Annotated in this window: 20 protein-coding genes; 14 read left to right on the top strand and 6 right to left on the bottom strand. The window is 54.5% G+C overall.

Annotation, left to right across the window (positions count from 1 at the left end):
• Window positions 1-88 precede the first annotated feature (88 nt).
• The 3 genes from ACZ5FM_RS16680 to hslV all read right to left on the bottom strand — a co-directional run bounded on the left by ACZ5FM_RS16680 (window position 89) and on the right by hslV (window position 3,100).
• Window positions 89-1,054, bottom strand: coding sequence for a DUF1402 family protein (locus ACZ5FM_RS16680; RefSeq protein WP_250984106.1), 966 nt, complete (start codon window positions 1,052-1,054; stop codon window positions 89-91).
• 179 nt (window positions 1,055-1,233) lie between these two features.
• Window positions 1,234-2,541 (bottom strand): ATP-dependent protease ATPase subunit HslU, encoded by a 1,308-nt coding sequence (gene hslU, locus ACZ5FM_RS16675; protein ID WP_250984107.1) that lies wholly within the window; start codon window positions 2,539-2,541, stop codon window positions 1,234-1,236.
• Between the two features lie 31 nt (window positions 2,542-2,572).
• Entirely contained in the window at window positions 2,573-3,100 is a 528-nt protein-coding gene (hslV, locus tag ACZ5FM_RS16670) for an ATP-dependent protease subunit HslV (protein ID WP_192490633.1), read from the bottom strand.
• 202 nt (window positions 3,101-3,302) lie between these two features.
• On the opposite strand from hslV, the gene hisB reads away from it, so the two are divergent.
• The 7 genes from hisB to coaA all read left to right on the top strand — a co-directional run bounded on the left by hisB (window position 3,303) and on the right by coaA (window position 7,962).
• Entirely contained in the window at window positions 3,303-3,899 is a 597-nt protein-coding gene (gene hisB, locus ACZ5FM_RS16665; RefSeq protein ID WP_192490632.1) for an imidazoleglycerol-phosphate dehydratase HisB, read from the top strand.
• A 62-nt stretch (window positions 3,900-3,961) separates the two neighbouring features.
• Window positions 3,962-4,453, top strand: a complete 492-nt coding sequence (locus ACZ5FM_RS16660; protein ID WP_464039276.1) for a DUF2628 domain-containing protein — start codon at window positions 3,962-3,964, stop codon at window positions 4,451-4,453.
• A 1-nt stretch (window position 4,454) separates the two neighbouring features.
• On the top strand, window positions 4,455-5,105 hold the full coding sequence (gene hisH, locus ACZ5FM_RS16655) for an imidazole glycerol phosphate synthase subunit HisH (protein WP_464039275.1): 651 nt from the start codon (window positions 4,455-4,457) through the stop codon (window positions 5,103-5,105).
• 1 nt (window position 5,106) lies between these two features.
• Window positions 5,107-5,841 carry a 1-(5-phosphoribosyl)-5-[(5-phosphoribosylamino)methylideneamino]imidazole-4-carboxamide isomerase gene (hisA, locus tag ACZ5FM_RS16650; protein WP_464039274.1) on the top strand — a complete coding sequence of 245 codons (735 nt, stop codon included), beginning with the start codon at window positions 5,107-5,109 and terminating at the stop codon, window positions 5,839-5,841.
• Window positions 5,838-6,614 (top strand): imidazole glycerol phosphate synthase subunit HisF, encoded by a 777-nt coding sequence (gene hisF, locus ACZ5FM_RS16645; protein ID WP_259148919.1) that lies wholly within the window; start codon window positions 5,838-5,840, stop codon window positions 6,612-6,614. The genes hisA and hisF overlap by 4 nt, the downstream gene beginning before the upstream one ends.
• 21 nt (window positions 6,615-6,635) lie before the next feature.
• The gene (locus tag ACZ5FM_RS16640) at window positions 6,636-6,959 is read left to right on the top strand and encodes a phosphoribosyl-ATP diphosphatase (protein WP_250984114.1); all 324 of its coding nucleotides are present in this window, start codon (window positions 6,636-6,638) and stop codon (window positions 6,957-6,959) included.
• Between the two features lie 28 nt (window positions 6,960-6,987).
• A complete protein-coding gene (gene coaA / locus ACZ5FM_RS16635; protein ID WP_250984115.1) occupies window positions 6,988-7,962 on the top strand; it encodes a type I pantothenate kinase in 975 nt (324 codons plus the stop codon).
• 71 nt (window positions 7,963-8,033) lie between these two features.
• Here the strand turns inward: coaA and lysM are convergent, their stop codons facing one another.
• From lysM to ACZ5FM_RS16620, 3 genes are all read right to left on the bottom strand, one after another.
• Window positions 8,034-8,489: a peptidoglycan-binding protein LysM gene (gene lysM / locus ACZ5FM_RS16630; RefSeq protein ID WP_192490625.1), complete on the bottom strand. Its 456-nt coding sequence runs from the start codon at window positions 8,487-8,489 to the stop codon at window positions 8,034-8,036.
• 79 nt (window positions 8,490-8,568) lie between these two features.
• Complete coding sequence (gene arfB / locus ACZ5FM_RS16625) at window positions 8,569-9,003, bottom strand: alternative ribosome rescue aminoacyl-tRNA hydrolase ArfB (RefSeq protein WP_192490624.1); 435 nt, start codon at window positions 9,001-9,003, stop codon at window positions 8,569-8,571.
• Between the two features lie 170 nt (window positions 9,004-9,173).
• On the bottom strand, window positions 9,174-10,784 hold the full coding sequence (locus ACZ5FM_RS16620; protein ID WP_250984117.1) for a phosphoenolpyruvate carboxykinase: 1,611 nt from the start codon (window positions 10,782-10,784) through the stop codon (window positions 9,174-9,176).
• A 331-nt stretch (window positions 10,785-11,115) separates the two neighbouring features.
• Here ACZ5FM_RS16620 and chvI point away from each other — a divergent pair, with 331 nt between their 5' ends.
• The 7 genes from chvI (at window position 11,116) to ACZ5FM_RS16585 (ending at window position 19,362) form a co-directional block, all read left to right on the top strand.
• Window positions 11,116-11,841: a two-component system response regulator ChvI gene (gene chvI, locus ACZ5FM_RS16615; RefSeq protein WP_464039273.1), complete on the top strand. Its 726-nt coding sequence runs from the start codon at window positions 11,116-11,118 to the stop codon at window positions 11,839-11,841.
• A gap of 182 nt (window positions 11,842-12,023) precedes the next feature.
• The gene (locus ACZ5FM_RS16610; protein WP_405049461.1) at window positions 12,024-13,781 is read left to right on the top strand and encodes a stimulus-sensing domain-containing protein; all 1,758 of its coding nucleotides are present in this window, start codon (window positions 12,024-12,026) and stop codon (window positions 13,779-13,781) included.
• Window positions 13,771-14,232 carry an HPr kinase/phosphorylase gene (locus ACZ5FM_RS16605; RefSeq protein ID WP_464039272.1) on the top strand — a complete coding sequence of 154 codons (462 nt, stop codon included), beginning with the start codon at window positions 13,771-13,773 and terminating at the stop codon, window positions 14,230-14,232. The genes ACZ5FM_RS16610 and ACZ5FM_RS16605 overlap by 11 nt, the downstream gene beginning before the upstream one ends.
• Before the next feature lie 133 nt (window positions 14,233-14,365).
• Window positions 14,366-14,767 (top strand): PTS sugar transporter subunit IIA, encoded by a 402-nt coding sequence (locus ACZ5FM_RS16600; protein ID WP_192490619.1) that lies wholly within the window; start codon window positions 14,366-14,368, stop codon window positions 14,765-14,767.
• A gap of 16 nt (window positions 14,768-14,783) precedes the next feature.
• Complete coding sequence (locus ACZ5FM_RS16595) at window positions 14,784-15,059, top strand: HPr family phosphocarrier protein (protein ID WP_192490618.1); 276 nt, start codon at window positions 14,784-14,786, stop codon at window positions 15,057-15,059.
• Window positions 15,060-15,185: 126 nt separating this feature from the next.
• Window positions 15,186-16,589, top strand: a complete 1,404-nt coding sequence (gene ahcY / locus ACZ5FM_RS16590) for an adenosylhomocysteinase (protein ID WP_464039271.1) — start codon at window positions 15,186-15,188, stop codon at window positions 16,587-16,589.
• Window positions 16,590-16,788: 199 nt separating this feature from the next.
• Window positions 16,789-19,362 (top strand): sensor histidine kinase, encoded by a 2,574-nt coding sequence (locus ACZ5FM_RS16585; protein ID WP_464040488.1) that lies wholly within the window; start codon window positions 16,789-16,791, stop codon window positions 19,360-19,362.
• Window positions 19,363-19,381 lie beyond the last annotated feature (19 nt).

The raw sequence follows: 19,381 nt of genomic DNA, 5'->3' as shown, positions 1-19,381 counted from the left end.
CAAAAGTAAGAAGGATCTGTTCCGTCTGGGAACAAATCCTTCAAGATCAATAACAAAATAGGCCTTGGGCAGATCCAAGCCTGATGGCTTACAGCAATTTTTTGAGGTCTTCGATGCGGTCGTTGACCAACCAGCCGTAATAGTTTTCTTCCGGCCAGGCTGGCCCATCACCTGCGGCAGCACGGGCGCGATTGCGCGCGGCCAAAGCTCCGGCACGCTGTGTGGAGCCACCGACATTATAGAGCGTCGATGTCAGACCGGGATTGTCAGAAATATCCATGTTTGCAATGGACTTGTAATCGTCAATTGATTTGCGGATCGACGCAGCCATGAAGGCAAGCGAGCGATCAGGATCCATAATCGCCTTGTAAACCGCCGCAGCGTCGTTTTCATCCAGCTTTTCATAGCCCGATGTTTTGGAAACCATGTCAGTCAGCATCAGAGCTGTCAGCGGGTTCATCTGGCCCAAACCAAAGGTCTGACCTGCATAAAAGGGCTGGAAAAATACGGCACTAAAACGATTGTCCGGATAGGATTTTCCACCAACCTTGCGGCCACGGAAGCTTTTTTCCCAGACATTTTCCCGGCACGACCACAGACGGTAAGCATCCGAGTTTGGCGAACAGTTGGCAAATTCAGGTTTTGCAATGAACTGGGCAATGGTTTCGTCTTCATAACCGAAGCGGAAACTGCTGCCAGCGTAGGATGCCGCCTTGACGTAATAGGACTGCAAGCGGTCGTAGGCGTCGACATTATAGGTATGTTCGCCGACAATCGCACCGATCATGTGAATGGGGTCGATGCCGTAGCGACCGGCTGTCGACTTGATCTTACCGATAAGCTGCTTGTCGCTGGACAGGAGATCGATGACCTTCTGGTATTTTCTCTCGTAACTTGAATTGCTGGCTTTCGTGCGTCGCGCCGATGCACCTGGTACACCCGGCTGTTCCGCATTGCGGTTACCCGCAGGAACAAGCGTGGCAGCATCAGCTGCTGCAGTCGAAAAAGCCGTCATCAGCAGTGCGGCGGCGAGTGTCACAATTGTATGGCGCAAGACCGGATGCCTCATTCTTCCCTGAGATGCTTCCCTCTCCTCCAGAGTGGTTACATCTGCACGCTGCTCCGTAAAAGGAGTTCCCAAACAAATTCCAGCCTCCCCTTACAGAAAAGAGAGGCTGGATGTCGAGGAAAAGCAGACCGTATCACCGAATATTGCAGTAACGATGGTTCTTTTTACAGAATATAGCGGGACAGATCGGTGTCAGCGGCAATGTCGCCAACATGCTTGCGAACATATTCGCTGTCGATGTTGACTGCGGAGCCGCCACGGTCCGGTGCATTATAGGAGATGTCGTCTAGAACCCGCTCCATCACCGTTTGCAGACGACGTGCGCCGATATTCTCCACGGTTGAGTTGAGGTGGACCGCCACATCGGCCAGTGCATCAATCGCGTCTTCGGAGAAATCGAGATCAAGCTCTTCAGTCTTCATCAGAGCCTTGTACTGGCGGATGAGGCTTGCTTCCGGCTCCGTCAGGATACGACGGAAATCGTCCTTGGACAGCGCCTTCAATTCCACGCGGATCGGCAGACGGCCCTGAAGTTCCGGAAGAAGATCCGAAGGTTTGGCCACATGGAATGCGCCCGACGCGATGAACAGGATATGGTCGGTTTTTACCGGACCATATTTGGTCGACACCGTGGTGCCTTCCACCAATGGCAGAAGGTCTCGCTGCACGCCTTCGCGCGACACACCGGCACCCATGCCGCCATCACGCGCCGCGATCTTATCGATTTCGTCGAGGAAGACGATACCGTCATTTTCAACAGATCGTACAGCTTCACGCTGGATGACTTCGTTGTCGATCAGCTTGTCAGATTCGTCACGGATCAACTCAGGATAGGATTTCGAAACCGTGGTGCGGACTTTCTTAGACTTGCCGCCCATAGCCTTGCCGAACATTTCCGACAGGTTCAGAACGCCGATATTAGCGCCTGGCATGCCGGGAATGTCGAAGCCGGGCATGCCCGCTCCGCTATCGGCAATCTCGATATCGATTTCCTTGTCGTCCAGTTCACCATCACGCAGCTTCTTGCGGAAGCTTTCACGCGTGGCAGGCGACGCTGTGGTTCCGACCAGCGCATCGAGAACGCGCTCTTCAGCACTGTCATGCGCCTTGGCCTGCACCTCGGCGCGTTTCTTTTCGCGAACCAGACCGATGCCGATCTCAACCAGATCGCGAATGATCTGTTCGACATCGCGGCCAACATAACCCACTTCGGTAAATTTGGTTGCTTCGACCTTGATGAACGGAGCACCGGCCAGCTTTGCAAGACGTCGGGAGATTTCCGTCTTGCCGACACCGGTCGGTCCAATCATCAGAATGTTCTTCGGCATGACTTCGTCGCGCAGGCTCTCATCAAGCTGCTGACGACGCCACCGGTTGCGCAAGGCAATCGCTACAGCGCGTTTCGCCTCGTGTTGGCCAATGATGTAACGGTCAAGTTCCGAGACGATTTCGCGGGGAGAAAAAGTTGTCATGAATTTTACCTCACGGCCTTCGTAGCCGGATTCAGTTATCGGAATCGAGAGTCTCGATCACAAAACTATGGTTGGTATAAACGCAAATATCAGCAGCAATATCGAGCGCGCGACGAGCAATGTCTTCCGCACTCTTGTCAGAATCCATCATGGCGCGAGCCGCTGCAAACGCAAAGTTTCCACCGGAACCGATGGCCATGGTGCCATGTTCCGGTTCCAGCACATCACCATTGCCGGTGATGGCCAGTGTTATGGTCTTGTCAGCGACAATCATCATGGCTTCGAGATTACGCAGATACTTATCCGTGCGCCAGTCTTTGGCAAGCTCAACCGCAGCACGCATCAACTGGCCTGGATATTGTTCCAGTTTCTTTTCAAGTCGGTCGAGCAGCGTAAAGGCATCGGCCGTCGCACCGGCAAATCCGGCTACAACTTCACCCTTACCGATGCGGCGGACCTTGCGGGCATTGCCCTTCATAACCGTTTGGCCGAGACTGACCTGGCCGTCACCGGCGATTACGACCTTACCGCCCTTACGAACCGTTATAATCGTTGTCATCAAACACCTGTCTACCCTCGATGGGCACGTTACAATCGGACCGACGTGGCCCTTTCCAAGCGTCTATGTAAGGAGGCTTTTGGCGATTGCAATCATGCTGACAATGTCAACACAGGCCACTATATGACAAGGTGATGTAACTTCTGGATATTTGCCGTTCTTGCTGATAAGGAACGGCCATCATTTGCATGGAGCAGCCAGAATGGCAGAGCGTAAGGGTGAGATTTCCCGCAAGACCAACGAGACATCGGTATCGGTGCGCGTAAATGTCGACGGGACCGGACAATCAAAAATTTCGACTGGCGTCGGCTTTTTTGACCACATGCTGGACCAGCTTGCCCGCCATTCGCTGATCGATATGGAAATCGAGGTACAGGGTGACCTGCATATCGACGATCACCATACGGTCGAGGACACCGGCATTGCCATTGGCCAGGCCATTGCCAAGGCACTGGGAGATCGCCGCGGTATCACGCGCTATGCCTCGCTTGACCTTGCCATGGATGAAACCATGACCAAAGCGGCTGTCGATATCTCCGGGCGGCCATTCCTCGTGTGGAACGTCAATTTTTCCGCGCCGAAAATAGGCACGTTCGACACCGAGTTGGTGCGTGAGTTCTTCCAGGCACTGGCACAGAACGCCGGTATAACCCTGCATATTCTCAACCACTACGGCGCTAACAACCATCATATCGCCGAAACATGCTTCAAGGCCGTTGCCCGCGTGCTGCGCACCGCAACGGAAATCGATCCACGGCAGGCAGGTCGCGTACCCTCTACCAAGGGCATGCTGGCCTGAATGTCTGAGCAGGCAGGAAGGCAAGACGCCTTTCAGCCGCTCTGAAATTTTTCAGGAAAGCCATGACAAGCTATCTCGTTCTTGAAGCGCCCGATGGAGCCGATCCACAAGGGCTTTCGACCCGGTTCGTTGCCGACCGCTTTTCCTGGCTTGGTTTTATCGTGCCGTGGATATGGCTTGGTGCGAACCGCCTGTGGCTGTTTGCGGTCCTTGCCATTGTGGTCCAGATCCTCGCCGGAGCCCTGTCTACAGTCAGCGGATTTGAGGTCGCAGGTGCTCTCTGCGCGCTGACCCTTGCTCTGCTGACCGGTTTTGAGGGGCGAAACCTGCTTATTCGACATCTGACCGCCAAGGGTTGGGAAACGAAAGACATTATCGTCGCTCCCGATCTGGCAACTGCCGAAACCATTCATTTTTCCATGGCCGCAGACGAACCGCCGCCAGAGACGGTTGTTGTAAAACCGGAATGGAAAACCTCATCGCAGGGCGTGTCGCGTCTTGCAGACAGTGATGCAGCCGGACTGTTCCAGTTCGATTTCAGTGGAAGGCGCTGACATGCGTGTGGCAATCATCGACTACGGTTCGGGCAATCTGCGCTCGGCCACCAAGGCTTTTGAACGGGCCGCAACTGAAGCTGGCATTGCCGCCACGATCGAACTGACTGACAAGGCAGACGTTGTGGCGAAAGCTGACCGTGTTGTGCTGCCCGGCGTCGGCGCCTACGCAGATTGTCGCGCCGGCCTCAACGCCGTTCCTGGCATGTTGGAGGCATTGAAGGACGTTGTCGAACACAAGGCACGGCCGTTTCTTGGCATCTGTGTTGGCATGCAGCTGATGTCCTCGCGCGGCCTTGAGAAAACCACCTCTGAAGGGCTTGGCTGGATCAAGGGCGACGTCGTTGAAATGACACCTGACGACAAGACCCTGAAAATTCCGCAGATCGGCTGGAATACGCTGGATGTGAAACACCCTCACCCGTTGTTCAACGACATCAAAACCGGAAGAGACGGTCTGCACGCCTATTTCGTGCATTCCTACCATCTGGCAGCGACGAACCATGATGACGTTATCGCCACCACCAATTACGGCGGGGCGATGACTGCATTTGTTGGCCGCGACAACATGGCCGGAGCACAGTTCCATCCTGAAAAAAGCCAGACGCTTGGCCTCGCCCTTATTTCCAATTTCCTGCGCTGGAAGCCCTGACATGATCCTTTTTCCCGCAATCGACCTTAAAGACGGCCAGTGCGTACGCCTGAAACTCGGCGATATGGACAAGGCCACCGTTTACAATCCAGACCCTGCCGCTCAGGCTAAGGCCTTTGAAGATCAAGGTTTTGAATGGCTGCATGTGGTGGATCTGAACGGCGCCTTTGCCGGTGAAAGCGTCAATGGTGCTGCGGTCGACGCCATCTTGAAGGCGACCACGAACCCTGTGCAGCTTGGTGGCGGCATCCGTACGCTGGACCATATTGAAGCGTGGCTGTCGCGCGGGCTGGCTCGCGTTATTCTCGGCACCGTCGCCGTGCGTGATCCAATGCTTGTCATCGAGGCCTGCAAACGATTTCCGGGACAGGTTGCCGTTGGCATTGATGCCAAGGGTGGCAAGGTGGCTGTCGAAGGCTGGGCGGAAGCCTCAGAACTTGGTGTGATTGAACTTGCCAAGCGTTTTGAGGGCGCTGGCGTTGCCGCAATCATCTATACCGACATTGACCGTGACGGCATTCTGACCGGTATCAACTGGCCATCTACGTTGGAGCTGGCCGGTGCCGTCTCCATTCCGGTGATCGCATCGGGTGGTCTCGCTTCGATCGATGATGTCAAACGCATGCTGGAACCGGACGCAGCCAAACTGGAGGGCGCGATTTCTGGTCGCGCGCTTTATGATGGCCGCATCGATCCTGCGCAAGCATTGGCGCTGATCAAGGAGGCACGCGCATGAGCCTCAAAGCCCGTGTCATCCCCTGCCTTGATGTAAAAGACGGTCGCGTTGTCAAAGGCGTCAACTTTGTTGATCTGATCGATGCTGGCGATCCTGTCGAAGCGGCAAAAGCTTATGACGCCGCCGGTGCCGATGAACTTTGTTTCCTCGACATTACCGCCTCATCGGACAATCGCGACACCATTTTTGACGTTGTCTCCCGTACTGCCGATCACTGTTTCATGCCGTTAACCGTGGGTGGTGGCGTTCGTGCGGTTGCCGACATCCGTAAGCTGCTGTTGTGTGGCGCCGATAAGGTGTCGATCAATTCCGCAGCAGTGAAGGATCCGGATTTTGTGGCACAGGCTGCAGACAAATTCGGCAACCAGTGCATCGTCGTTTCGATTGACGCCAAGAAGGTTTCGGCTCCGGGTGAAACTGACCGTTGGGAAATTTTCACCCATGGCGGTCGCCAGACGACCGGCATCGATGCCGTTGAATTCGCCATCAAGATGGTGGAACGCGGCGCTGGCGAGCTGCTCATCACGTCCATGGACCGGGATGGCACCAAGAGCGGTTACGACATTGCGCTGACACGCACGATTGCCGACGCGGTTCGCGTACCGGTTATCGCGTCCGGTGGCGTTGGAAACCTCGATGATCTGGTAGCTGGTGTCCGTGACGGTCACGCAACTGCCGTTCTCGCCGCTTCCATCTTCCACTTTGGTCTCTATTCCATTAGCGAAGCCAAACAGTATATGGCCAACCATGGCATTGCCATGCGTCTGGACTGATATAAGCCTCAGGAACACATCATGAGCGGTTTTTCCCTTGCCGATCTGGAACGTATCGTCGCTGCGCGCGCTGCGGCGTCACCGGACGAATCATGGACGGCCAAACTTTTTGCGGCAGGCCAGCCGCGTGCAGCCAAGAAACTGGGCGAAGAAGCGGTTGAAACCGTGATTGCCGCCATTTCCAATGACCGCACTGAACTGACCAAGGAAAGCGCCGATCTTCTCTACCACCTGCTTGTGGTGTTGAAGATTGCCGATATTCCGCTCACGGAAGTGATGGAGGAACTGGAGCGCCGCACGGCACAGACCGGTCTTCAGGAAAAGGCGTCGCGTCCCACGGCTTGATCAAGCCGGGCACGCAGAGGAGAGGCGCATGCCGACGACCAGTACACTCGATCATTTCCGAGCCGATGATTATTCGCCTTACCATTTCTTCTCTTCGGAAGAATGGGCGAAGTTCCGCGCCGATACGCCGATGACACTGACGGCCGACGAGGTCAGCCGATTACGTTCACTCGATGACCCGATCGATCTCGACGAGGTGCGGCGTATCTATCTTTCGTTATCGCGCCTTCTGTCATCCCATGTTGAAGCATCGCAACTGCTGTTCGAACAGCGCAACCGCTTCCTCAACATGTCCGATGTCAACAAGACGCCTTTTGTCATCGGCATTGCCGGTTCGGTTGCGGTCGGAAAATCCACCACCGCCCGTATCTTGAAAGAACTGCTGGCACGCTGGCCTTCCAGCCCGAAGGTGGATCTGATCACCACGGACGGTTTTCTCTATCCAAACGCTGTCTTGAAACGCGAAGGCCTGATGGAGCGCAAGGGATTTCCCGAAAGCTACGACATCGGTGCATTGTTGCGGTTCCTCTCTGCCATCAAGGCGGGACAGGCAGAGGTCAAGGCGCCACGTTATTCGCACCTGGTCTATGATGTCCTGCCAAATGAATATTCGGTCATCGACCAGCCGGACATTTTGATTTTCGAAGGCATCAATGTGCTGCAGTCGCGGGATCTGCCCGCTGGCGGTCGTATCGTGCCCATCGTTTCGGATTTCTTCGACTTCTCGATCTATATCGATGCAGACGAACACCAGATCCATAACTGGTACGTCAACCGGTTCATGAACCTGCGCAAAACCGCGTTCCGTGACCCCAACTCCTTCTTCAATCGTTATGCCTCAATTAGTGAAGAAGAGGCCTTGCAGATTGCCGAGGGACTTTGGGCCAATATCAATCTGAAGAACCTGCGCCAGAATATCGTGCCGACCCGGCCACGTGCGGACCTCATTCTGCGCAAGGGCAATAATCATCTGATCGATACGGTGGCGCTAAGAAAGCTTTGATCACCGCACACATCAAATACGCCGCAGACTGGAAATCTGCGGCGTTTTTGTATCCATTTTTTGAAATGCGTTTATTCGTCCAGGGCCGGAATGCGCAGCACCTGACCCGGATAGATCTTATCCGGATGGGTCAGCATCGGCTTGTTGGCTTCGAAAATAATATTGTTCTTGGCGCCCTTGCCTTTACCGTACTGGGCTTCGGCAATCTTCCAGAGATTATCGCCTTTTTTGACCGTGTAGAAAACTGGCTCCTTTGCAGGTGCCGCAGCCACTTTCAGTTCACCAGCCTCCACTTTGGACACGCCAAGTGTATTACCAACCGCGATAACGGCTTTTTCAAAGGCGGACTGATCGGCCACTTCGCCCTTCAGTACGATCTTGTCGTCAACCACATCTACCTGCACCTTGTCCGTACCGAGATTGTGCGACGCCAGCTCCTTTTTAACAGCTTCGGCATCCGGAGCCTCTTCATCTCCTCCAAGGCCCAGTTTCTTCCCGGCATTCTTGATAAAGCTGAACAATCCCATGGTGATTTCCTCTCATGTTCGGAAACACTAAAGAACTGTAAGCCTGATCAAAATACAAGCATGTTTTGTGGTGGCAGTTTCAATCACCGATTGGGCGGCCGCGCATCTTCTTGACTTCAGAGCGTCCGGATTTCTCTTTCAGACGACGCTCAACCGAACCTTTTGTGGGTTTGGTGGCTTTGCGCACTGGCGGTGGTGGTTTGGCAGCCTCAAGAATCAACTCCTTCAACCGCTCACGTGCATCTTCCCGATTGCGCTCCTGGCTGCGGAAGCGGCTGGCTTCAATCATCAACACGCCTTCTTTTGAGAGACGACGGCCCGCTAATTGCTTGAGGTTTGTCTTGACACGATCAGTCAGGGCGGGAGAGGTTTCAACGCTGAAAAACAGTTGAACGGCGGTGGAAACCTTGTTGACGTTCTGGCCACCCGGCCCACCCGCCAGCACGAATTGTTCCGTCAGTTCCCATCCGGAAATCGTTATTCGATTGCTGACAAAAAGTGGTTCACTGGCCATGAGCGGTTTTCTCCGGTGCGCGTCATGCCACAGATCGACAGAAATGAAAACCGGGAGAGCCGAGTGAAAGGCCTTCGCATAAAGAAACCCCAGCGAGATATCGCGGGGGTTTCACGTGAATCCAAACTACAGTGTGCCGCGTCCTTTATGACGCAACACCGCATCCATTTTTATTCTGCAGCGATCTTCAGGCCAGGAGCGGCATCGCGCACCTTGCTGTCGACGTGATCCTCGAACTTTGTGAAGTTGGTCACGAACATCGAAACCAGCTTCTTGGCCTGTGCGTCGTAAGCAACGCCATCAGCCCAAGTCGAGCGCGGGTCGAGAATGGCACTGTCGACGCCTTCCAGCGAAGTCGGCACAGCGAAACCGAAGTTTGCGTCCGTGCGGAACTGGGCGTTTTTCAGCTCACCTGTCAAAGCCGCTGTCAGCAGTGCGCGGGTTGCCTTGATCGGCATACGCTTGCCAATGCCGTAAGCACCACCGGTCCAGCCGGTGTTGACGAGCCAGCAATCCACCTGGTGGCGGCTGATCAGGTCACGCAGCAGGTTACCGTATTCCGCCGGATGACGTGGCATGAATGGTGCGCCGAAGCAGGTCGAGAATGTTGCTTCCGGCTCAGTCACGCCCTTTTCCGTACCGGCGACCTTGGCGGTGTAACCGGACAGGAAGTGGTACATGGCCTGCTCAGGTGTCAGACGAGCAATTGGCGGCAGAACGCCAAAGGCATCTGCTGTCAGCATGATGATAGTTTTCGGGTGGCCGGCAATACCGGTTTCCGACGCATTTGGGATAAAGTGCAGCGGGTAAGCGCTACGGGTGTTCTCGGTCAGCGAATTGTCGTTGAAATCCGGAACGCGGTTTTCGTCCAGTACGACATTTTCCAGAACCGTGCCGAAACGACGGGTCGCCGCGTAGATTTCCGGCTCTGCTTCTGCAGAAAGCTTGATTGCCTTGGCGTAGCAACCGCCTTCGAAGTTGAAGATGCCATCTTCACCCCAACCATGCTCGTCATCACCGATCAGCGTACGCGACGGATCTGCAGACAGCGTGGTCTTGCCGGTACCAGACAGGCCGAAGAAGACGGCCGAATCACCAGCAGGGCCAACGTTGGCCGAGCAGTGCATTGGCATAACGCCCTTGGCAGGCAGCAGGTAGTTGAGAACAGTGAACACCGACTTCTTGTTTTCACCGGCATAGGACGTGCCGCCGATCAACACCAGACCGTTGGTCAGATCGCAAGCAATCACCGTTTCGGTGCGCACGCCGTGACGCTCCGGATCAGCCTTGAAGCTTGGCAGGTTGATGATGGTCAGCTTCTGCTTGAAAGAACCCAGCTTTTCACGCAGCGGGCGGATCAGAAGGTTGCGGATGAAAAGCGCATGCCAGGCCAGTTCGGTCACAACACGAACCGGAAGGACGTTGTCTTCGTCGGCACCGCCCAGCAGATCCTGTACATAAAGTGTCTTGCCGGCAGCGTGGGCCAGCATGTCCTTGTGCAGGATTTCGAACTTTTCAGGAGACAGTGGCTTGTTGTTATCCCACCAGATGGTGTTTTCCGTCGCCGCGTCGCGGACAACAAACTTGTCCTTTGGCGAACGACCTGTGTGTTGGCCGGTCACTGCACGCAATGCGCCATCAGCGGTGACATCGGCTTCACCATTGCGGATTGCTTCTTCGTAAAGTTCGCTCTCGATGAGATTGTACTTGACGTTGGACGCACCAGCCAGACCAAGCTCGGATACTCCATTAGCAGGATTACGAATTCCAAGCTCCTCCATGAGCAATTTCCTTTTGTTGCAGGCATAACCATTGAAATTTTCGCAAGCGTATGACCCGTTTTTCGGAAACGCAAGAGCCTCTTTTAAAATACATCAATAAATTCAATATATTAATCGATTTAGAATATTTTATTTCATTTTAAATCGTTTAAACAATCGCAGATTTTCGCGTTGAGGACGGGTGCAAACGACTGTTTGGAAGATTGCAGGATGTCGCATCCTTTTTCTTTGCCACAATTTGTTCCACCTTTATACTCATGAACACGCTCACGGCGCTCCAACCTGGCTGGGTATGATGTCGAGAGAGAAGATGACGATGGAGATAAACACTATGCAGACAATTGCCCTTGTGGACGACGACAGGAATATTCTGACATCCGTTTCCATCGCCCTCGAAGCCGAGGGTTACAAGGTCGAGACCTATACCGATGGCGCATCGGCACTGGATGGACTTCTAGCCCGTCCGCCGCAGTTGGCCATCTTCGACATCAAGATGCCACGCATGGATGGCATGGAACTGCTGCGTCGCCTTCGCCAGAAGTCTGATATCCCTGTTATCTTTCTCACCTCGAAAGACGAAGAGATCGACGAATTGTTCGGCCTTAAAATGGGTGCGGACGACTTTATCACCAAGCCGTTTTCGCAGCGCCTCCTGGTGGAGCGCGTAAAGGCTATTCTGCGCCGCGCCAGCAGCCGTGAAGCCGCCGCAAGTGGTGTACTCGGCACCAAATCCGCCGCTGACCAGCAGGCCCGTACTCTGGAACGCGGCCAGCTTGCCATGGATCAGGAACGTCACACCTGCACATGGAAGGGTGAGCCGGTGACACTGACAGTAACCGAGTTCCTCATTCTGCATTCGCTTGCACAGCGTCCCGGCGTGGTCAAAAGCCGTGATGCGCTGATGGACGCTGCCTATGATGAGCAGGTTTACGTCGACGATCGTACCATCGACAGCCACATCAAGCGCCTCCGCAAAAAGTTCAAGGTCGTTGACACTGACTTCGATATGATCGAAACGCTCTATGGTGTAGGCTACCGCTTCCGCGAAGCGGCCTAAACGGGCTATAAGAACGTCCGGTTTGAGACGGTTACCGCCCTGTTATGGCCAGTCCAAAGCGACTGGTTTCAGGGTCTGATGAAGAAAAGGCTGAAAACCCTGGCGGTTTTGGCCTTCTTCACTTGGGCGGTGAAAAGGAACAGGAATTGCTGAAGCAAACCTTTGAGAACAACGCGCAGAATATGGATGCGGACGACCGTTTGCAGGATCGCCCCCACCGTATTCACCCGTTGACGCTCATTCGACGGATCTTCGGCAATGCGGTGTTTTCCAGCCTTACTCGCCGTATCCTGTTTTTCAACGTGGCAGCGACCGTCGTTCTGGTTGGCGGTATTCTCTACCTCAATCAGTTCCGTGAAGGTCTGATCGACGCCCGCGTCGAAAGTCTGCTGACGCAGGGAGAAATCATTGCCGGTGCGATTTCCGCATCGGCGTCCGTTGATACCAACTCGATCACCATCAATCCGGAAAAGTTGCTTGAACTACAAGCGGGCCAGAGCATTACGCCTGTTCCCAATGATGAGGACCTGAGCTTCCCGATCAATCCGGAACGGGTTGCCCCGGTTCTACGTCGATTGATTTCCCCTACCCGCACACGCGCCCGCCTGTTTGATGCGGATGCAAACCTGCTGCTTGATTCGCGCCACCTTTATTCGCGCGGCCAGGTCCTGCGTTTTGATTTGCCGCCAGTTTCCAATGAAACGACAAGCTGGGGCGACTGGTTCGCCAGCCTGTTTAACCGCATGCTGCAATCCGGCAGTCTTCCTCAATACAAAGAAGCGCCTGGTGGTGATGGCTCGATCTACCCCGAGGTCATGAACGCATTGACCGGTGTTCGTGGCGCGGTGGTGCGCGTGACGGATAAGGGTGAACTGATCGTGTCGGTTGCGGTGCCAGTACAGCGCTTCCGCGCAGTTCTTGGTGTTCTGCTGTTGTCGACACAGGCGGGTGACATCGACAAGATCGTGCACGCCGAGCGTCTGGCGATCATGCGCGTGTTCGGTATCGCGACACTGGTCAACATTGTGCTGTCATTGCTGTTGTCTTCGACCATCGCCACACCTTTGCGCCGTTTGTCAGCTGCCGCAATTCGTGTGCGTCGCGGTGCCCGCACCCGCGAGGAAATCCCTGACTTCTCTGCCCGTCAGGACGAAATTGGTAACCTTTCCATTGCCTTGCGTGAAATGACGACGGCGCTGTATGACCGGATTGATGCCATCGAAAGCTTTGCTGCCGACGTCAGCCACGAATTGAAAAATCCGCTGACCTCATTGCGCAGTGCGGTTGAGACCCTGCCACTGGCCAAGACGGAACAATCTAAACAGCGCCTTACGGAAGTCATTTTCCACGATGTGCGTAGACTTGACCGCTTGATCAGCGACATTTCCGACGCCTCGCGTCTTGATGCCGAACTTGCCCGCGCCGATGCCAATCCCGTTGATATGGAAGTGCTCGTCAAAAGCCTTGTCGAGATTTCCCAGCAAATCAGTGCCAAGAAAAAAGCCGTCAAAATCGAATACAAGGCGGATCACAAGGCTGGGGTCAAAACCAACTTTGTCGTCAACGGCCATGACCTGCGTCTTGGCCAGATCGTCACCAATCTGATCGAGAATGCGCGCTCTTTCGTACCGGAAGACAATGGTCGGATCTTCGTGCATCTTTACCGGCACCGGGATCGTTGTGTGATCCGCGTCGAAGACAATGGTCCGGGTATTCAGGCAGAAAATATCGACCGCATTTTCGAGCGTTTTTACACCGACCGGCCATCGACGGAAGACTTTGGTCAGAATTCTGGCCTTGGTCTCTCAATTAGCCGCCAAATTGCCGAAGCCCATGGTGGCACTCTGAAGGCAGAAAACATGCTCGACCAGCACGGCTTGATAACCGGTGCACGCTTTACCCTGAGCCTGCCGAGCGCTGAACAGCATCATGAGCGCTGATCGCATCAATCTTCATGCGACCGCCATCACAGTCGATGAAATCGGCATTTTGTTCGTTGGACCATCCGGCAGCGGAAAATCTTCTCTCGCCTTCGCTTTTCTGACGGAAGCCCGTTATGCTGGGCAATCCTCGGCACTGATTGCCGATGACCAGATTTTTGTCTCGCAGCAGCAGGACGGCACAATCATCGCTGAACGCCCTGTGTCAATTGCAGGGCTGCTGGAGTTGCGCGGCAGCGGTATTGTTCGGCTGGACAGCATTGAAAAGGCGACATTGCATTATGCGGTGATGGTTCTGGCGCCAAACGACACGCATGAGCGACTGCCGCCGGAAAACGAGATGTATGCGTTGCCCTGTGGCGGGCAATTGCCCGTCATACGAATTCCGCTGCAATGCCATAATCCGCTTGCCAGGTTCAGGACATTGGTAAGCAATTCGCTTTATGCATAAGACAAATGCGTCGATTGCCTCATTTTTGGACTTGCGATTCCTGTTTTCATCACCAAGATGGCTACCCACCGGTGGACAGAATTGCGGCATTGCGGTAGTCGGCAATTAGAATGCGTGTGCAAGGGAGCATTTCATGATCGGACTTGTGCTTGTCACTCATGGCAAGCTGGCTGAAGAATTTCGTCATGCAGTAGAGCATGTCGTAGGTCCGCAGAAGTTGATCGAAGCGGTTTCAATCGGCCCGGAAGATGACATGGATCAGCGCCGGCAGGATATTCTTGATTCCGTTGCGCGTGCAGATGATGGAAACGGCGTTATCATCCTGACCGACATGTTCGGCGGTACACCGTCAAATCTCGCTATTTCCGTGATGCATAATGGTCCAATCGAGGTGATTGCCGGTGTAAACCTGCCTATGCTTATCAAGCTGGCCGGCGTGCGCGGCGAGAACAATATGGACAAGGCGCTGCAGGAAGCATCTGATGCGGGCCGCAAGTACATCAATGTTGCCAGCCGCGTCTTGAGCGGAAAATAACGGACATTTCACACCCATGTCGCCATTATCGCGCGAATTGCTGATTATCAATAAACGCGGCCTGCATGCGCGTGCCTCGGCAAAATTCGTGCAGATGGTTGACGGATTTGACGCCGAGATCACCGTTTCAAAAGACGGAATGACGGTTGGCGGAACCTCGATAATGGGTCTTATGATGCTGGCAGCCAGCCCTGGCTGCACGGTGCTTGTGGAAGCAAGTGGCAATCAGGCTGAAGAGGCGCTTGCCGCTCTCGACGCGCTGGTTGCCAACCGTTTCGGTGAAGAAGCGTAAAGTCATATAAAGACATAAAGACTTCTTTATATCATTATTGCCAGATTGGTTTAAGCCTGATACACCCCTTGGCCAACAGTTGCCACCAAGGGGTGCGGATCGCACCTCACTGATCTGGAGAAACGCATGAGCACTGAAACCAAAGATTATGTCGTAGCTGATATCAATCTTGCCGCATTTGGCCGCAAGGAACTTGATATCGCCGAAACCGAAATGCCGGGTCTGATGGCGTGCCGCAGCGAATTCGGTGCTTCCAAGCCGCTCAAGGGCGCACGCATTTCCGGTTCGCTGCACATGACGATCCAGACTGCTGTTCTGATCGAGACGTTGAAGGAACTCGGCGCTGATGTTCGTTGGGCATCCTGCAACATTTTCTCCACGCAAGACCATGCGGCCGCCGCTATTGCCGCTGCTGGCATTCCTGTTTTTGCGATCAAGGGCGAAAGCCTGACAGAATACTGGGAATACACCGACAAAATCTTCCAGTGGACCGATGGCGAGCCATCCAACATGATCCTGGATGATGGCGGCGATGCTACCATGTACATCCTGCTCGGCGCACGCGCAGAAGCTGGCGAAGACGTTCTGTCCAACCCGGGCTCTGAAGAAGAAGAAATTCTCGTTGCACAGATCAAGAAGCGCCTCAAGGCATCGCCAGGCTGGTTCACCAAGCAGCGCGACGCAATCAAGGGCGTGACCGAAGAGACCACCACAGGTGTTCACCGCCTGTACGACCTGGCTAAAAAGGGTCTTCTCCCCTTCCCGGCAATTAACGTCAACGACAGCGTTACCAAGTCGAAGTTCGACAACAAGTACGGCTGCAAGGAATCGCTGGTTGATGGTATTCGCCGCGCTACCGACGTGATGATGGCTGGTAAGGTTGCTGTCGTGTGCGGTTACGGCGACGTCGGCAAGGGTTCGGCTGCTTCGCTTCAGGGTGCTGGCGCCCGCGTCAAGGTTACCGAAATCGACCCTATCTGCGCTTTGCAGGCCGCTATGGATGGTTTTGAAGTTGTCCGTCTGGAGGATGTTGTTTCTTCCGCTGACATCTTCATCACCACAACCGGCAACAAGGACGTTATTCGCATCGAGCATATGCGCGAGATGAAGGATATGGCGATTGTTGGCAACATCGGCCACTTCGACAACGAAATCCAGGTTGCTGCACTGAAGAACCTGAAGTGGACCAACATCAAGCCACAGGTCGACATGATCGAGTTTGCCAAGGGCAACCGCATGATCCTTCTTTCGGAAGGTCGTCTGCTGAACCTTGGCAATGCCACAGGTCACCCATCCTTCGTGATGTCGGCGTCCTTCACCAACCAGGTGTTGGGCCAGATCGAGCTGTACACCAAGCCAGGCGAATACAAAAACGACGTCTATGTGCTGCCGAAGCACCTCGATGAAAAGGTTGCCCGCCTTCACCTCGAGAAGCTTGGCGTGAAGCTGACAGAACTTTCTGACGTTCAGGCCGACTATATCGGTGTATCGAAAGTGGGTCCGTTCAAGGCTGAGCACTACAGATATTAACCATATCAAAATTATCCACAATATATAGTGCTGGCCCGCTTGACAAAGCGGGCCATTTCTTTTTTGGCCCAGTCCCTTCCCGCAGATTCCCTAAGGCAGTATTGTTTAAGCTCTTGATTCGTGAGGCTTCCGATCGGACGTCACGCGAAAATGGGATGTCTTGTCGATGAGCGGCACAACGGACGGAGACAGACCGGAAATGTCGGTAGAGATAAAAAACTCGCTTCAGCGGGTGCAAAAAAACGTGGGCGAAACAAGCCCCACACCAAAATCCGGCGCGCATGTGCGGTTCTATCGCACTGCTCGCAACCGGGTTTCTGTTTTTGGTGGTCGCTTTGTTGCATTCCTGTCCGGCACGACGCTGGCAGGTGTTGCGCAGGCACAGGAAGCAAAAATCATTACCAGCGGAGAGCGGCTGTTCTCCTCCAGCGAGACCATCGGCTTCTCGCTGGTGATTGGCGTTTTGGCAGCAAGTCTGCTGTCGGTTGTTTGGCTGGTGCGTCAGCGCGGCAATATCGAGGCGGAAAGCCGCGATTACCGCACAGCGCTTGCCGATGCCAACCAGAAGATTGATACCTATCAGGCACTGATTTCCGACAAGAGCCGCCGAATCGTGGTTTGGGAAAATACCGGCAAGCGCCCAGATTTTATCGGGCAGCTTCCTATTGAGACCGGTGCTCCGCAAAATGATGCCGATTTCTTGGCATTTGGCCGCTGGTTGAAATCCGGCTCAGCCAGCCAGCTTGAGAAGGCAATTGAAAAGCTGCGCAGCCATGCACAGAGTTTTGACCTGACCATTGAAACCCACCGCGATGAAGTTATCGAGGTTCAGGGTCGCGTTTCCGGTGGCAAGGCATTTGCCCGTTTTATTGCGCTTAGCAATCTGCGCGCCGAACTGGCGGAACTGCGGATCGAGCGCGAAAGATTGCTGTCTTCCATCAATGCTTTTGAAGAACTGCTCGACGCGCTGGAACAGCCTGTCTGGCGTCGCAACAGCGAAGGTCAATTGCTTTGGGTTAACCACGCCTATGGCAAGTCAGTCGATTCCAGCAATGCCGCCGATGCCGTCAAGGAACAGCGTGAACTTCTGACCACCGTGACACGCCAAAAAATCCGCGCCGTCACCACGCCGGAATCGCCGTTCTCCGACCGAATTTCCACCGTCGTGAACGGCAATCGCACCTTCTTTGACGTGGTCGATGTCAAGACACCGGGCGGATCTGCCGGTATTGCGATTGATACATCGCAGGCCGAGGCCATTCGTGAAGAGCTGAAACGTACGCTGAAAAGCCATGCCGAAACGCTCGATCATCTGGCAACGCCGGTGGCGATTTTCGACGGCCAGCAACGACTTCAGTTCTACAATCAGGCATTTGCGCGTCTCTGGGAACTGGATATCGTTTTCCTTGAGGGCCATCCTGACAATTCCGAACTGTTTGACCGTTTGCGACTAGCAGGCAAGCTGCCGGAAGAACTGAACTGGAAGAGCTGGAAAGAATCTGCCCTCTCGGTTTATCGTTCGCTGGATACACAGACCGATCTCTGGCACCTGCCAAACGGCCAGACACTGCGGGTTATCGCAACTGCGCATCCGCAGGGCGGCGCAACCTGGGTGTTTGAAAACCTTACTGAACAGGTGGACCTGCAAACCCGTTACAACACGTTGGTCAAGGTGCAGGGCGAGACCATCGACCATCTGGCCGAAGGTGTTGCGGTGTTTGGTGCGGATGGGCGTATCCGCCTGTGCAACCCGGCATTCCGTGCGCTATGGGGCGTTACTGCTGAACAGGCAGAACCGGGCACTCACATCAAGGCCATCGAAAAGGCTTGCTCTGCATCCTATGAAAAGCCAGATGGCTGGCGGGAATTCAGCCAGTTTATCACCAGCTTTGATGATGAACGGCGCTCCAAACAGGGTACGCTGGAACTGCTTTCCGGGCTGGTGCTCGACTATGCAATCATTCCATTGCCAGACGCACAGACCATGCTGACCTTCGTCAACATGACTGACAGCGTAAGAGCAGAGCGGGCTTTGAAAGAAAAGAACGACGCGCTGTTGAAAGCCGATGAACTCAAGAACGATTTCGTCCAGCACGTCTCCTACGAACTTCGTTCACCGCTGACCAATATTATTGGCTTTACCGATCTGCTCAAGACGCCGGGCATCGGCACGCTGAACGATCGGCAGGGTGAATATATCGATCATATATCGACATCGTCGTCCGTGCTGTTGACCATCGTGAACGACATTCTCGATCTGGCGACCGTGGACGCCGGTATCATGCAGCTGCAATACAGCGAAAATGACTTGAACTCTTTGCTGGACGACGTGGCTGAACAGATCACCGACAAGCTGCATGAAAGCAATGTCGAGCTGGAAATTGCCGCACCGGTGAAGCTCGGTACATTGGTTGCCGACCATCAGCGGCTGAAGCAGATCCTGATCAAGCTTCTGACCAATGCAGCCAATTTTGCCCCGGAAGGTTCGACAATCCTGCTGAGCTGCAACCGCAATGGCAGCGATTTTGTCTTCTCGGTTTCCGACAAGGGTCCGGGCATTCCAGAAGACGTTTTGAAGACGGTGTTTGATCGTTTCTCAAGCCGTGGCAATGGCGGCCGTCGCAGTGGTGCCGGTCTTGGTCTCTCGATCGTCGAGAGCTTTGTCAGCCTGCATAAGGGTGAAGTGCATATCGACAGCAAGCCGGGCGAAGGCACGGTCGTGACCTGCCGTATCCCGTCCTACATCAACCCGCACTCTATCGCTGCAGAGTGAGCAAACCCGTGTCCGCGAC

Source organism: Agrobacterium sp. 5Ca50 (genome assembly GCF_055381905.1).
Note: the sequence above shows the minus strand (reverse complement) of the source record. Positions and strands in the feature narration are given on the sequence as shown.

What these genes read in the sequence shown, in the direction of transcription:
- ACZ5FM_RS16605 (WP_464039272.1), top strand. Translation starts at nt 13,771, where the DNA reads ATGAGCGCTGATCGCATCAATCTTCATGCGACCGCCATCACAGTCGAT.
- ACZ5FM_RS16620 (WP_250984117.1), bottom strand. Translation starts at nt 10,784, where the DNA reads ATGGAGGAGCTTGGAATTCGTAATCCTGCTAATGGAGTATCCGAGCTT.
- hisF (WP_259148919.1), top strand. Translation starts at nt 5,838, where the DNA reads ATGAGCCTCAAAGCCCGTGTCATCCCCTGCCTTGATGTAAAAGACGGT.
- ACZ5FM_RS16595 (WP_192490618.1), top strand. Translation starts at nt 14,784, where the DNA reads ATGTCGCCATTATCGCGCGAATTGCTGATTATCAATAAACGCGGCCTG.
- ACZ5FM_RS16640 (WP_250984114.1), top strand. Translation starts at nt 6,636, where the DNA reads ATGAGCGGTTTTTCCCTTGCCGATCTGGAACGTATCGTCGCTGCGCGC.
- coaA (WP_250984115.1), top strand. Translation starts at nt 6,988, where the DNA reads ATGCCGACGACCAGTACACTCGATCATTTCCGAGCCGATGATTATTCG.
- ACZ5FM_RS16660 (WP_464039276.1), top strand. Translation starts at nt 3,962, where the DNA reads ATGACAAGCTATCTCGTTCTTGAAGCGCCCGATGGAGCCGATCCACAA.
- chvI (WP_464039273.1), top strand. Translation starts at nt 11,116, where the DNA reads ATGCAGACAATTGCCCTTGTGGACGACGACAGGAATATTCTGACATCC.
- hisH (WP_464039275.1), top strand. Translation starts at nt 4,455, where the DNA reads ATGCGTGTGGCAATCATCGACTACGGTTCGGGCAATCTGCGCTCGGCC.
- hisB (WP_192490632.1), top strand. Translation starts at nt 3,303, where the DNA reads ATGGCAGAGCGTAAGGGTGAGATTTCCCGCAAGACCAACGAGACATCG.
- ahcY (WP_464039271.1), top strand. Translation starts at nt 15,186, where the DNA reads ATGAGCACTGAAACCAAAGATTATGTCGTAGCTGATATCAATCTTGCC.
- hslU (WP_250984107.1), bottom strand. Translation starts at nt 2,541, where the DNA reads ATGACAACTTTTTCTCCCCGCGAAATCGTCTCGGAACTTGACCGTTAC.
- lysM (WP_192490625.1), bottom strand. Translation starts at nt 8,489, where the DNA reads ATGGGATTGTTCAGCTTTATCAAGAATGCCGGGAAGAAACTGGGCCTT.
- ACZ5FM_RS16585 (WP_464040488.1), top strand. Translation starts at nt 16,789, where the DNA reads ATGTCGGTAGAGATAAAAAACTCGCTTCAGCGGGTGCAAAAAAACGTG.
- hisA (WP_464039274.1), top strand. Translation starts at nt 5,107, where the DNA reads ATGATCCTTTTTCCCGCAATCGACCTTAAAGACGGCCAGTGCGTACGC.
- ACZ5FM_RS16600 (WP_192490619.1), top strand. Translation starts at nt 14,366, where the DNA reads ATGATCGGACTTGTGCTTGTCACTCATGGCAAGCTGGCTGAAGAATTT.
- arfB (WP_192490624.1), bottom strand. Translation starts at nt 9,003, where the DNA reads ATGGCCAGTGAACCACTTTTTGTCAGCAATCGAATAACGATTTCCGGA.
- ACZ5FM_RS16610 (WP_405049461.1), top strand. Translation starts at nt 12,024, where the DNA reads ATGGATGCGGACGACCGTTTGCAGGATCGCCCCCACCGTATTCACCCG.
- hslV (WP_192490633.1), bottom strand. Translation starts at nt 3,100, where the DNA reads ATGACAACGATTATAACGGTTCGTAAGGGCGGTAAGGTCGTAATCGCC.